We start from the raw sequence: 12,497 nt of genomic DNA, 5'->3' as shown, positions 1-12,497 counted from the left end.
CGTGTTGGGGGAATCTCCGGCTGCCTTGCGGGAGCTCACTGTTTCAGACCCAACCTGGCATGTTCGGCGCAGCAGAAGGTCTGGCCGTGGCTCATGTAGGCCTCGGCGCGTGGCAAGTAGATCTGGCAATGCGCACAGCGCACCATGGTGTCGGCGGCGGCCTGGGAGTCGGCGGACTGCCGCCGTGCGGCCGCCTGTCGCGCCTGGTTCTTCTGGGTGTTCAGGATGCGGGAAACCAGCAGGACGGCCACGATGATGACGGCCCAAATGAGTAACTTAGCCAACGGTGCCTCGTTGCAGGATGACTTCCAGGACGAAACGACTCCCGGTATAGGACAGCAGCAGAAATGCGAAACCGACGAGCGTCCAGCGCAGGGCGATCCGGCCGCGCCAGCCCTGGATGTGGCGTCCGGCCAACAACACCCCGAAAGTGATCCAGGACAGCAGGGTGAACACGGTCTTGTGGTCGAAGGGCAGTGGGTACCCGCTCAGGCGCATGGAGACCACGATACCGGTGATGATGGTGAGCGTCAGCACGCCAAAGCCGATCCAGATCAGACGAAAGAGCAGCTGTTCCAGCGTGAGCAGGGGCGGCATGGCGCCCATGGCGCGTGCCATCAGCGCCTGTTGGCCATCCGGCGTGACCGGGCGGTGCAGGTGCCGGTCCAGCACAGTCATCAGCATGGCGTGCAAGGCCGCTACGGTGATGAGACCGTAGGCCACCATGGCGATCAGCAGGTGCACCCGCAGCCAGTCGCTGTTGGCATGCGGCACCAGATAGCCCTGTGGAAAGATTGCGGCCAGCAGGCTGATGACCGCGCCGGCCGGCAGCAGCAGGATCAGAAGGCTATCCAGCCGCAACAGAAAGTTCTCGATCCAGAAGACGATCATGCCCAGCCACATGGCCGTGGACAGCGCCAGCGCCCAGCCCAGATGCAGGCCGGCCGGGACGATCACGGCTGCCGCCAGCCCGATGCCGTGCAGCGCGATGGCGCCCAGCAGGCAGCTGCGGCCGATGGCGCTGGCCACTGGAACCTGGCTGGCGCGCGTGATCGGCCGCCAGGCCGCAACGCCCAGCGTTGCGTAGGCCAATGCGGCGAGCAAGTGAAATACAATGCTGACAGCCATAAGTCCTATCGGTGTCCGACGCGCCGGGGCGCTACAAAAGTTTCCATTTTATGCGCGGATCGGTGGATCAACCAGTTTCGTGGATACTGCATCATGCTCGATAACCTGACTTCCCGACTTTCACGCATCGTCAAGACCATGCGCGGCGAAGCCCGCCTGACGGAAGCCAATACTCAGGAAATGCTGCGCGAGGTCCGTCTGGCGCTGCTGGAGGCCGACGTTGCGCTGCCGGTCGTGCGGGAATTCGTGGCTCGCGTCAAACAGGCAGCGATGGGTCAGGACGTGATCGGCAGTCTGAATCCCGGGCAGGCGCTGGTCGGGGTGGTGCACCGCGAGCTGACCGAGATCATGGGTGGGGATCTGGGCAGCGAGGCGGCTGAGCTGTCGCTGGCCACACAACCGCCCGCCGTCATCCTGATGGCTGGCCTGCAGGGCGCGGGCAAGACCACCACTACCGGGAAGCTGGCGAAGTGGCTGTCCGAAGGCGGGCATGTGCAGCACGGCCGCAAGACGGGCCGCAAGAAGGTCCTGACGGTCAGTGTCGACGTCTACCGCCCGGCCGCCATCGACCAGTTGCGCACGGTGTCCGAGCAGGTAGGCGTGGATTTTCTGCCGACTGATCCATCGCAGAAGCCGCAGGACATTGCGCGCCTGGCGTTGGACCACGCGCGCCGCCACCATTACGACGTGCTGATCGTCGATACCGCAGGCCGCCTGGGGATCGACCAGGCCATGATGGATGAGATCCGGGCCCTGCACGGACTGCTCTCGCCGATCGAGACGCTGTTCGTGGTGGATGCCATGCAGGGCCAGGACGCGGTCAATGTCGCCCGGGCGTTTTCGGACGCGTTGCCGCTCACGGGCGTAGTGATGACCAAGCTCGATGGCGATGCGCGCGGCGGCGCGGCGCTGTCGGTGCGCCAGATCACGGGCAAGCCGCTGAAGTTCGTCGGTGTTTCCGAAAAGCTCGACGGGCTGGAGCCCTTCCATCCGGAACGCATGGCGCAGCGTATCCTGGGCATGGGCGACATCCTCTCGCTGGTCGAGCAGGCCCAGAAGAACATCGATGTCGCCGAGGCGCAGAAGCTCGCAGCGCGGCTGAAATCCGACAAGCGGTTTGATCTGAACGACTTCCGCGAGCAGCTGCAGCAGGTCAAGAAGCTTGGTGACATGGGGTCGCTGCTGGAAAAGCTGCCGGCTCAGTTTGCCCAGGCGGCCGCGCAAGTCCAGGGTGGACAGGCTGAAAAGCAGCTCGCCCGCACGGAAGGCATCCTGAATTCCATGACCGCGCGCGAGCGTGCCAAGCCCGATCTCATCAAGGCTTCCCGCAAGCGGCGCATTGCCACCGGTGCCGGCGTGCCGGTCCAGGAAGTCAACCGCTTGCTCAAGCAGTTCGAGCAGATGCAGGGCATGATGAAGCAGATGAAGAAGGGCGGCATGGCGAAGATGATGCGCGCCATGGGTGGGCTGAAGAATATGGGCGGCTTTGGGCGCGGCGGCTTCCACTGAAAATATCAGGAGCCGCCGGGCGGGACAGGATCCCTAGTCCTGCGCGTAGTGATCCGTCGCAGCCAGGAGCTGCTTCAGATTCCCGGGTTCGTCGAAGGCATGGCCGGCGTCTGCGATCATGTGAAAGTCGGCCTTGGGCCAGGCGCGATGCAGATCCCATGCTGAACGCGCCGGTGTGCAGCAGTCGTAGCGCCCCTGGACGATCACCCCGGGAATGTCGGCCAGCCGGCCCGCATCGCGCAGGAGCTGGCCGTCATCCATGAAGCCGTGATTGATGAAGTAGTGATTCTCGATACGTGCAAACGCCAGCGCCGCCTCGTCCGCGGCATGGGCCTGCATGTGCTCCCGATTCAGCCTCAGGCTGATGGTGCGGCTTTCCCATTGCGTCCAGGCGTGTGCAGCCTGCAGCCGTTGTGCCGGATCGTCTCCGGTCAGCCGGCGGCGATACGCCCAGATCAGATCGCCATGCTCGGCTTCAGGAATAGGGGCCAGGTAGTCTTCCCAGTAGTCCGGGAATAGCCACGAGGCACCCTCCTGGTAGAACCAGCGCAGTTCCGCCGGGCGCAGCAGGAAGATTCCGCGCACGACCAGGGCCCGGACCCGCTCGGGGTGGGCTTCGGAATAGGCCAGCGCCAGCGTGGAGCCCCAGGAACCGCCGAACACCAGCATCCGTTCGGCGTCCAGTACCTCGGTACGCAGTCGCTCGATGTCGGCCACCAGATCCCAGGTGGTGTTGTGTTCGATGCATGCTGACGGTGTGGAGCGTCCGCAGCCGCGCTGATCAAACAGCAGGATCTTGTAGCGGCTGGGGTCGAAGACCCGCCGGTGCGTGGGTGAGCACCCCGCTCCCGGCCCGCCGTGCAGGAATACTGCCGGGCGTCCTTTCGGGTTGCCGCACAATTCCCAATACACACGGTGCCCGTGTCCGACGTCCAGAAAGCCGTGTGCGTAGGGTTCGATCTCCGGGTACATCATGCAATCTCCAGGGGTGGAGCGGCGTGCGCCGAGGCGCGTCGCGTGAAAATCAGATCCCAGACTCCGTGCCCCAGGCGCAGACCCCGGTTCTCGAACTTGGTGAGCGGCCGGTAGTCGGGGCGGGGCGCAAAGCCATCACAGGTATTCTGCAGTTCCGACGCGCCGGAGAGCACGTCCAGCATCTGCAGTGCGTAGTGCTCCCAGTCGGTGGCACAGTGCAGGTACGCGCCCTCAGCCATGCGGCTCGCCAGCAGGGCGATGAATGCCGGCTGGATGAGCCGGCGCTTGTGGTGTCGCTTCTTCGGCCAGGGGTCGGGAAAGTAGATGTGCACACCCGCGAGCGTCCCCGGTGCGATCATGTCGCGCAGGACTTCGACGGCGTCGTGCTGGATGATGCGGACGTTGTGCAGATCGTGTTCGTGAATGCGCTTGAGCAGCGCTCCGACACCTGCATTGAAGACCTCCACGCCCAAGAAGTTGTCGCTGGGGCGCGCCTGCGCGATCTGCTGGGTGGTTTCGCCCATCCCGAAGCCGATCTCCAGAATGGTGGAAGCCATGCGGCCGAACGCCTGTGCCGGATCCAGGAGTTCGTTCCGGTAGGGGATGGACCACTGCGGCAGCCATTGCGCGATGGCCTGCTCCTGGCCGGGGGTGATGTGGGCACGGCGGTGGACGAAGCTACGGATGTGGGTGCTGCCCGACGGATCCTGGGCCGTGGTAGGGGAAAAGGGAGGATTGGAGGAATTCAAAATGAGGTAAACTGTCGGGCTGCAGCAGGGTTGGGTAGACCTTGATTTTACTCAAACGCCGCAATGCGCGGCACCCGAGCGGCAGAGGCCGATCTCCAGGCCTCGTAGGTCAAAGGCTTACGAACGCGGGCGTAGTTTAATGGTAAAACTTGAGCTTCCCAAGCTTACGTCGTGGGTTCGATTCCCATCGCCCGCTCCAGAATTCTGGGGGGCCGCGACGTTGCGTTCTGATATAGAAAGACCTCAGGGTCTGCCTGCGGATGCACGAAACTCCACATGAGCCGAGAAGGCACCCGCTGTCAGGTCAATGTCGGCACCTGCGATGCCGGCCCTGCGCGCCGCGTCCTGCCACCCGTCGACCGCTACCGCGACTTCTTCCACCACCTGCCGAGCATGATCGGCAGCTAGCCCGTAGAACGCCGCTGTGCTGAGAACTGTCTCCAGGCTCGGCCGGTTGTCGACGTCGTCAATGTTCAAGACATGCTCTGCCTTATCGATGTTTGGATTGACGTCAAACGCCGGCGCGAGGCACCACCCCTTCTTGCCAAGCACGAAGCCGTGATTCCGCAGATGATCGTCCCGGTTGCCAACGGAGACGTTGAAGGCCACGCGGCGGAATAGCTGTGTCAAGTCCGCATTCGCGTGTTCGGCATCGCCCTGAGCCCGAATGAACTGCGCCAATTCCAGATAGCTCGTGCCCTCGCTCTGGGTTTTGCGCAGTAGCGTCATTGCCGAGGCGTAGAAGCGCCGTGCACCGTGAGTGCGATCGAACCTTTGGACGCAGAAGGTGTGGAATTCGTTGTTGAGCTTGATGAGCTTTGCAGGTGGTACGTCTATCCCCGCTTTTTGGGCGAGCTGGTGAACGACATACTCCCAGGCTCCGACGTCCCGATCATCGTCGCGTGCGGGAAACTTGGCGATCCAAAGCGAGCCGTCAGATTCAGTGAAGTTGGCCTTTGGTCTTGCCCCGCCCAACGAAGCACCCGGTGCGACAAGCACAGTCAGCCATTTGCGTAACGCGTCGAGGTCGTCAATGCGCCGGTTGCTGAGCTGATAGGCCACCGCTTCCAGTTCGCGCAAGTTTGTCACCGGCGGTGCCGCCATCTTCTCGTGACCGAGAAACATCTCCGTGCCCGGCGGGCGGAAGCGCAATGCGCCTTGACGGGTCTGGTCTTGCACTCCGATGAGGAAATCCCAGGCATAAAGCGTGCGCGGAGATCGCTTTTCATCCTTGGCCTGCAAGGCTTCACGGCGCTTCATGAGCGTTTGGCCCCAGCGGTCAGGCGATGAGTCCAGAAAAATGCCGAAGTTGCCCAGCTCCGGTTTCGGGAAGAAAGGATGCTCGTCCAGGGAGAGATCGGGATCCAGTGCGAAAGCGCGAGGTTCCCTCAGCCAGTCCCGCTCGTAGTGAAAACGGACCTGGCCACGGTCGTGGGCAAGCGTGCCGACTTGGCGTGCAGGGCCGAGGTCATCGTCCAGCCAGACTTCCAAGGCGTTGTTCTGCTTGCTCATGCAGGCTCCTCGTGATTGCGATGAGGCAGGGAAGGGACCTTTCGGTGCCTGGTATCTGGTGACGGCTCCAGCGCCAAATCCTGCAGCTTGCGCCCGATCCGGTCATCGGCGGCCAGCAGGTTGAGATCGCCTTCAAGGCCCAGCACGGCCAGCACCCGAACATAGGCCCCTAGTGTGGCGCCAGGGTCACCGGCCTCGACTTTGTACACGGTGGTTCTGGACACCCCTGCACGTTGCGCCACCACTGCATTGCTCAGCTTGCGTCTCTTGCGAGCGAGGCGCAGCCGTTCACCTAGCTCGGAGAGCAGGCGCTGCTCTTGTGGAAAGACAACGGGTGGTTTACGAGGCATGTTCGCTATTAGGGTCAAAAAGTCATACATCTGTCCATAATAACGGAATTTAATGAATTTGGATAGAATTTGCCGGCGAGTGCGAAACTGGTACAAAATGTGGTCTGTTTCTGCTCTCTGGACAGGAATGTTTCTTTATTAATCAAAGGGCTGGGTGTTGGATCTTGTTCCCATCGCCCACTCCAGAATTCGGAAGACTCGGATGAAGAACCCATGCTTGGCACTGCGGCTGGCCCTCGTCGCCGTCGCGTGCGCGTCAGTTACCGCCTATGCGGATAGTTTGCCAGAGCAAACCAGTCTGAATCATCGTAGCCAGCCATCTCCCACTGCACAGCGCGCAAACGACGCCTCCGGTTCCTCGGGGCGTCGTTTGACCATACGATCAGGCGAGGGGGAAAGGCTGAATCTTCCCTGGTTCATCCGGGATATACAGGGGTGGGTCAACAGCCGCTGATCCCGACCCGATTCGCTCGTCGCGCCCGGCGGTTGCGGGCGAAGGCTCGTGCTACGATTTTCTCAGGCGCCTCTTGAGGCAAGTCAAGGGGGGCATGTCCGATCCCCAATGGGCAGCGCTGTATGACGACTGGCCCAGCCTTGCTGGTCAGAATCAGGCTTATTTGCTGAAACAGCTCGAGGATTTCAAATCGTGGCGCGCAAGCACCCGATGATGGCCCGCCATCGTGGCGGGCCTCAGCGATGCCGACATGAAGGCTCTGGCCGACTACATGAGTGCACAACCGTTCTGAAGTGCTGGGGGCCATGGGACGATTCAATCCGCCGGGGGTGCCGCCTGAAAAACAGGCATGGCACTGGGCCGTCAACATCTTTTCCTATGGCGCGACCTAGGCCGACGGGCAGGAAGCTGGAAGCCAAGGCGCTGGATCCTCGCTCATTCGGCTTCTCGGTGCTAGGCTGCAACCCGACTGTGCCGGAGCCCTGTTGCTTCACTGACAAGGCCGACCAGTCAGGCGGCCGTATGTCCCTGGCGCCGCAGGACGACGTGCGTGGCCTTCTCCGACGCCACGAATTCGACGCATTCGTATCGCAGCGCCCGCAGGTCGATTCCCTCGAACAGTGGTTCTCCCCGGCCGAGCAGCACCGGCGAGATGGCAATGTGCAGTTTATCGATGAGGCCCTCGCGAAGATATTGGCGTATCGTGTCTGGCCCGCCTCCGATCCGCACATCCATGCCGGCAGCGGCCTCGCGTGCGCGGTCCAGTGCCTCGTGAATGCCGCCTGTGATGAAGTGGAACGTGGTGCCGCCTTCCATCTCGATGGGGGGACGGGCATGATGGGTCAGGACGAAGACTGGAACGTGATACGGTGGGTTGTCACCCCACCAGCCTTTCCAGTGGGTGTCCGGCCAGTCCCCGCGAATGGGGCCGAACATGTTCCTTCCAAGAATCCAGGCCCCGACGTTCTGAAAACCATGGGCGGCAAAATCATCGTCAATCCCCGTTGTGCCGCCGTCCTTGCCGAACAGGGCCCGCTGGAACGTGCGTGTCGGAAGCAACCATTGGTGCAGCTCCGTCCCGCCGGTACCGAGAGGGTTGTCGATGTCCTGATTCGGACCTGCTCCGTACCCGTCGAGCGAGATGGTGAAGCTATCAACGCGTACTCTTGTCGTCATCCTGCTTTCCATCGCCCGGTCCGCACGGAGACTCCGGCTGCGTAAAGTTCATGCGCTCCCGTTCCACCGCGGAGACTCCCTCCACCGCCGACAGTGCTGCCAGCCGGTCTTCCTCGATGCTGCCGGCGATGGCCCCGATCGCCCCGAGTTCCCGTTCCACCTCGAGGCCCGCCTGTCGACAGGCTTCGAGGACGAGCGGGTAGCGGTCGCGCCAGTCTTCGCGAAGCAGGACGGTCAGGCGGATCCTGGACATGGTGTGGCCTTTCGCTATGCAGCGCCGGGTGCCCTGACCAGTCCGGCTCCCACGTCGCGCGCGGGCGCCTGAAGCTTTTGGGCCCCGTCCTCCAGGCGTTTCAGGAGCCGTTCGGCACGGGCGTTGGAATCGGCCTGAGCGTACAGCGCCGCGACGCCCGCCACGAAGGGTGTCGCCATGCTGGTGCCGCTCAGCGTGTGGTGAAGCTCCGGCGCTGGCCAAGAGGACAGGACGTCGACCCCTGGAGCGGCCAGGTCGATCTCGCCGCCGTTGCCCTCCAGACCGCCGTCCGAGAATGGCGCTACCGACAGATCTTCCGCAAGGGCGCCGATCGCCGCGATGGAAGGGCAGTTGGCCGGATGGCCGACCGGTGCAATGAATTCGGGGCGTTGGCTCTCGTTGCCAGCGGCAGCGACAATGAGCGTACCGGCGGCCAAGGCGCGACGGGCAACGCCTTCGTAGACAGCCGAGTATCCTTCCCCTGGCTGGACCGGACTTCCGAGCGACATAGACACCACGGCACAGCCTTGCGAAATGGCCCAGTCGATCCCCTCCAGGATGCTGCCATCGCCTCCGCTGCCTTCATTTCCCAGGACCTTGCCGATATACAGCTCGGCCTCTCCCGCCACCCCGTAGCGGGGCTGCCCCTTGGGCTTGGCGGGACCCGCGGCAATGCCGGCACAATGGGTTCCATGACCATTGCCGTCCTGCACGGGCTGGCCTGACACGAAGGAGCGGCTTTCAATGGCTCGGCCGGCAAAGTCGGGATGTGTCAGATCGAGTCCGGTGTCCAGGATGGCAATGCGGATGCCTTTCCCAGTCTGTTTGGACGCTTCGGCACCAACAGCGCGTATGCCCCACGTGGCCGTGTCGGTCGGACTGTCCGGCGCCGCCCGCTTCAAGGGTTTGACCACCCGCTTTTGATGGCTCGCGTGTGCGATGGCATACACCGTCCGCTCCGGTTCAACGGCGAGGATGGTGTTGCCGCCCGCTGCCGCTGCGATGCGTGATCGTTCCTGGTCCGTGCAGCGGATGAATGCCACGCCGATTTGGTCGAATACCAGGGCGCAGGCGTCATCCAGGGCGTCCGCCGATGTGCTCGAACGTTGGCGGATTGTGATCTGAGCGAGGCTGCTCAGGTGCCGGATGCTTGCCTTGAGGTCGTCCTGGCCCAAGAGAACCAGATAGCGTCCGGTTCTGGGTGAGGCCTGGGGTTTGACTTGTGACATGGCAATTCCTGCTGGGGTGGCTGACAATTCACCATAGCATGTGGTAGTTGCGGGGAATGGCTGCGGTAAAGTGTCATTTCAATAAGTTCACCGTCGACACATGGGTGTCACACCGTCTTGCATGAAACCATCATCCGGCTGACCGTCTGCAGCAACAATTCGTCGCAAGTCCGATCCCAAAAATGGAGAACTCCGAAATCAAGGTAACCACCCGAAAAATGCGCGAACCGCGGGCGAAATTCGGGTTCTAATCCTTATCATGAAAGCACATCTTCCCCGTCGCACAGGCCAGCTTGTGGTGGCGTTGGCCGCTGTTTCCGCCCTGAGCGGTTGTGCCGTCTATTCCACCCCAGCACCCGCCTACTATGGCGGCGACGATGGTCCGGTGTATGTTGCGCCGGCCCCCGCCTATGTCGGCCCGCCCGTCTTCCTGAACTTCGGTTTCTGGGGTGACGGCGGCTATCATCGCGGCTGGCATCACCGCGGCTGGTAGTGCGCCGGGTCCGAACGCGACGCGCAAAAAAGCGGTATCGTTTCGCAGTTCCGACGCAGCAGCGCAGAATGGTTGCTCGTCCACGATCACGTTCGACGATTCGGTACCCCCATGATCAAGATCAATGAGCACCATCAAAAGCTGCAGGCCAGCTATCTGTTTGCCAACATCAACAAGCGCGTGCGCGAGTTCCAGCAAAAGCACCCGGAACGCGACCTGATCTGGCTTGGCATTGGCGATGTCACGCAGCCTCTGCCCGCTGCGTGCATCTCCGCTTTTCACAAAGCGGTCGATGAACTCGCGTCCGCCCGTACGTTCCGTGGCTATGGGCCCGAACAAGGCTACGATTTTCTGCGCGAGACGATCGCCAGCCACGATTTCCAGCTCCGTGGTGCCGATATCCAGGCGGATGAAATCTTCGTCAGCGATGGCGCCAAGTGCGATGTCGGGAATTTCCAGGAACTCTTCGCCACCGACATCCGGGTCGCGATTACGGATCCCGTCTACCCCGTCTACGTCGATACCAATGTGATGGCCGGCCGAACAGAGGCATTCCAGGACGGCCGCTATCCTGGCCTGGTCTATCTGGACTGCACACCCGAGAACGGTTATTCGCCGCAACTGCCGCGTGAGCCGGCGGACCTGATCTACCTGTGTTCTCCCAACAATCCGACGGGTGCCACCATGACTCGGGAGCAGCTTCAGGCCTGGGTTGATTATGCCCGCGAGAACCGGTCGTTGATCCTCTTTGACGCGGCTTATGAAGCCTTCATCCGCGATGACCAGCTCGTGCATTCCATCTACGAAATTCCGGGTGCGCAGGACGTTGCCGTCGAGTTTCGCAGTTTCTCGAAAACGGCAGGGTTTACCGGGGTGCGCTGTGCCTACGCCGTCGTGCCCAAGCGTTGCACCGCCTATACGGCTGCGGGCAAGCCGGTTTCGGTCCGCGATCTCTGGCTTCGTCGCCACACCACCAAGTTCAATGGCGTGTCTTATCCGGTGCAGCGGGCTGCAGAGGCGGTCTACAGCCCTGAGGGTCAGCAGGAGGTCCGCAAGCTGATCGATTATTACCTGACCAATGCGGCCTATGTGCGGGAGTCCTTCCAGCGGATGGGTGTCGCCTGCGTCGGGGGCGACAATTCGCCTTACATCTGGGTGCGGACCGACCGTGATTCCTGGGAGTTCTTCGACTTTCTGCTGGACAAGGCGGGCGTGGTCTGCACGCCGGGTGCCGGGTTCGGGCGCTGCGGCGAACGTCACATCCGCATCAGCGCTTTCAACAGCTACGAGAATATCCAGCAGGCCATGCAGCGCATCGCGGGTGTCCTGCAGGCGCAATCGCCCTCCAGCCTGTCTCGTTGAGGATTACGTCATGCCCATGCCTTCCGGCTTTCGTGAGCGGCTGCTGCCGCTGCTCCCTGGTATCGCCGCCCATTTTGGTACGCCGTTCCATGTTTACGACGAGATGGGGATTCGCCGTACCGGTGAAGCGCTGAAACAGGCGTTTGCCGGTGTCCCCGGATTTCGCGAATACTACGCCGTCAAGGCGCTGCCCAATCCCGAGATCCTGCGAATCATGCAGGAGCTGGGCTTTGGTTTCGATTGCAGTTCGGTGGCGGAGTTGGTCCTGGCCCGCCAGCTTGGGGCGCGGGGTGACGACATCATGTTCACCTCGAACAACACGTCTCAGGAAGAGTTCGCGGCCGCGCTCAGCGATGGCGGCTGCATTCTCAATCTGGACGACATCAGCCTGGTCGAGAAGGCTCCACGGCTGCCCGATCTCGTGTGCTTCCGCTACAACCCCGGGTCGGTGCGTTCGGGCAACAGCATCATCGGCGCCCCGGAGGAAGCCAAGTACGGCGTGACACCGGCCCAGCTCCTGCCGGCCTTTCAAAAGGCCCGCGAACGTGGGGCGACGCGGTTCGGCCTGCATACCATGCTGGCGTCCAACGAGCTCAACGCCGACTACATGATCAAGACCGTCGCGATGTTGCTGGAAGTCATCGAACAGGTCGGTCGTGAGCTGTCGGCACGCTTTGAGTTCATCAATATCGGCGGTGGACTGGGCATTCCTTATCGTCCCGAGCAGCCGGTTTTCGATGTGGAGAAACTGGGCAAAGAGGCTTCGATCCTGTTGCACGAGTTTGCGCAGCGCAATGCCTGGCAGCCCAGGATCTACATGGAGAGCGGGCGTTACATGACGGGTCCTCACGGGGTGTTGGTGACCACGGCCATCAATCACAAGGACATCTATCGAACCTATGTGGGGGTCGATGCCAGCATGTCGGCGCTGATGCGGCCAGGCATGTACGGCGCCTATCACCATGTCGAGGTGCTAGGCAAGACGCCAGGTCCGCAGGACCCCGTGGTCGATGTGGTCGGTTCGCTGTGCGAGAACAACGACAAATTCGCGGTTCAGCGAAAGCTCCCTAAGGTTGCCGACGGCGATCTGCTGATCATTCATGATTCAGGGGCGCACGGCCACGCCATGGGCTTCAACTATAACGGCAGGCTGCGGCCGAAAGAGCTGTTGCTCAAGCAGAACGGCGTGGTGGCGCTGATTCGGCGAGAAGAGACGCTGGCGGATTATTTCGCGACGCTGACCTTCGAGCCGGAGATCTTCCAGCCGTTGGCTGAGGCGCCGGCACAGACTTCATAAGCAAATAGCC

At 62.2% G+C, this 12,497-nt stretch carries 13 protein-coding genes and 1 tRNA gene; 5 read left to right on the top strand and 9 right to left on the bottom strand.

Annotated elements, in window-relative coordinates:
• Positions 1–35: 35 nt before the first annotated feature.
• Positions 36–284 carry a PP0621 family protein gene (locus EPN31_RS07205; protein WP_291771242.1) on the bottom strand — a complete coding sequence of 83 codons (249 nt, stop codon included), beginning with the start codon at positions 282–284 and terminating at the stop codon, positions 36–38.
• Positions 277–1,128, bottom strand: a complete 852-nt coding sequence (locus EPN31_RS07200) for an inner membrane protein YpjD (protein ID WP_291771239.1) — start codon at positions 1,126–1,128, stop codon at positions 277–279. The genes EPN31_RS07205 and EPN31_RS07200 overlap by 8 nt, the downstream gene beginning before the upstream one ends.
• A gap of 93 nt (positions 1,129–1,221) precedes the next feature.
• Here EPN31_RS07200 and ffh point away from each other — a divergent pair, with 93 nt between their 5' ends.
• A complete protein-coding gene (gene ffh / locus EPN31_RS07195; RefSeq protein ID WP_291771235.1) occupies positions 1,222–2,637 on the top strand; it encodes a signal recognition particle protein in 1,416 nt (471 codons plus the stop codon).
• 33 nt (positions 2,638–2,670) lie between these two features.
• Here the strand turns inward: ffh and pip are convergent, their stop codons facing one another.
• Complete coding sequence (gene pip, locus EPN31_RS07190; protein ID WP_291771233.1) at positions 2,671–3,612, bottom strand: prolyl aminopeptidase; 942 nt, start codon at positions 3,610–3,612, stop codon at positions 2,671–2,673.
• Positions 3,609–4,361 carry a tRNA (guanosine(46)-N7)-methyltransferase TrmB gene (gene trmB, locus EPN31_RS07185; RefSeq protein WP_291771231.1) on the bottom strand — a complete coding sequence of 251 codons (753 nt, stop codon included), beginning with the start codon at positions 4,359–4,361 and terminating at the stop codon, positions 3,609–3,611. Before trmB ends, pip begins: the two co-directional genes overlap by 4 nt.
• Before the next feature lie 125 nt (positions 4,362–4,486).
• Here trmB and EPN31_RS07180 point away from each other — a divergent pair.
• A tRNA-Gly gene (locus EPN31_RS07180) sits at positions 4,487–4,560 on the top strand.
• A 44-nt stretch (positions 4,561–4,604) separates the two neighbouring features.
• Here the strand turns inward: EPN31_RS07180 and EPN31_RS07175 are convergent.
• The 5 genes from EPN31_RS07175 to EPN31_RS07155 all read right to left on the bottom strand — a co-directional run bounded on the left by EPN31_RS07175 (position 4,605) and on the right by EPN31_RS07155 (position 9,335).
• Complete coding sequence (locus EPN31_RS07175) at positions 4,605–5,873, bottom strand: type II toxin-antitoxin system HipA family toxin (protein ID WP_291771230.1); 1,269 nt, start codon at positions 5,871–5,873, stop codon at positions 4,605–4,607.
• The gene (locus EPN31_RS07170; protein WP_291771228.1) at positions 5,870–6,223 is read right to left on the bottom strand and encodes a helix-turn-helix domain-containing protein; all 354 of its coding nucleotides are present in this window, start codon (positions 6,221–6,223) and stop codon (positions 5,870–5,872) included. The genes EPN31_RS07175 and EPN31_RS07170 overlap by 4 nt, the downstream gene beginning before the upstream one ends.
• A 964-nt stretch (positions 6,224–7,187) precedes the next feature.
• The gene (locus EPN31_RS07165; RefSeq protein WP_291771225.1) at positions 7,188–7,853 is read right to left on the bottom strand and encodes a dihydrofolate reductase family protein; all 666 of its coding nucleotides are present in this window, start codon (positions 7,851–7,853) and stop codon (positions 7,188–7,190) included.
• Positions 7,831–8,106 carry a hypothetical protein gene (locus EPN31_RS07160; protein WP_291771222.1) on the bottom strand — a complete coding sequence of 92 codons (276 nt, stop codon included), beginning with the start codon at positions 8,104–8,106 and terminating at the stop codon, positions 7,831–7,833. Before EPN31_RS07160 ends, EPN31_RS07165 begins: the two co-directional genes overlap by 23 nt.
• A gap of 14 nt (positions 8,107–8,120) precedes the next feature.
• Positions 8,121–9,335, bottom strand: coding sequence for a S8 family serine peptidase (locus EPN31_RS07155; protein ID WP_291771217.1), 1,215 nt, complete (start codon positions 9,333–9,335; stop codon positions 8,121–8,123).
• Positions 9,336–9,594: 259 nt separating this feature from the next.
• On the opposite strand from EPN31_RS07155, the gene EPN31_RS07150 reads away from it, so the two are divergent.
• The 3 genes from EPN31_RS07150 (at position 9,595) to EPN31_RS07140 (ending at position 12,487) form a co-directional block, all read left to right on the top strand.
• Positions 9,595–9,828 (top strand): hypothetical protein, encoded by a 234-nt coding sequence (locus tag EPN31_RS07150; protein WP_291771214.1) that lies wholly within the window; start codon positions 9,595–9,597, stop codon positions 9,826–9,828.
• Positions 9,829–9,939: 111 nt separating this feature from the next.
• Positions 9,940–11,190 (top strand): LL-diaminopimelate aminotransferase, encoded by a 1,251-nt coding sequence (locus EPN31_RS07145; RefSeq protein ID WP_291771211.1) that lies wholly within the window; start codon positions 9,940–9,942, stop codon positions 11,188–11,190.
• A 10-nt stretch (positions 11,191–11,200) separates the two neighbouring features.
• Positions 11,201–12,487, top strand: coding sequence for a diaminopimelate decarboxylase (locus EPN31_RS07140; protein ID WP_291771209.1), 1,287 nt, complete (start codon positions 11,201–11,203; stop codon positions 12,485–12,487).
• The last annotated feature ends 10 nt before the right edge of the window (positions 12,488–12,497 follow it).

Origin of the sequence: Castellaniella sp. (genome assembly GCF_004321985.1) — a bacterium.
Taxonomy (GTDB): Bacteria; Pseudomonadota; Gammaproteobacteria; order Burkholderiales; family Burkholderiaceae_B; genus Castellaniella.
Note: the sequence above shows the minus strand (reverse complement) of the source record. Positions and strands in the feature narration are given on the sequence as shown.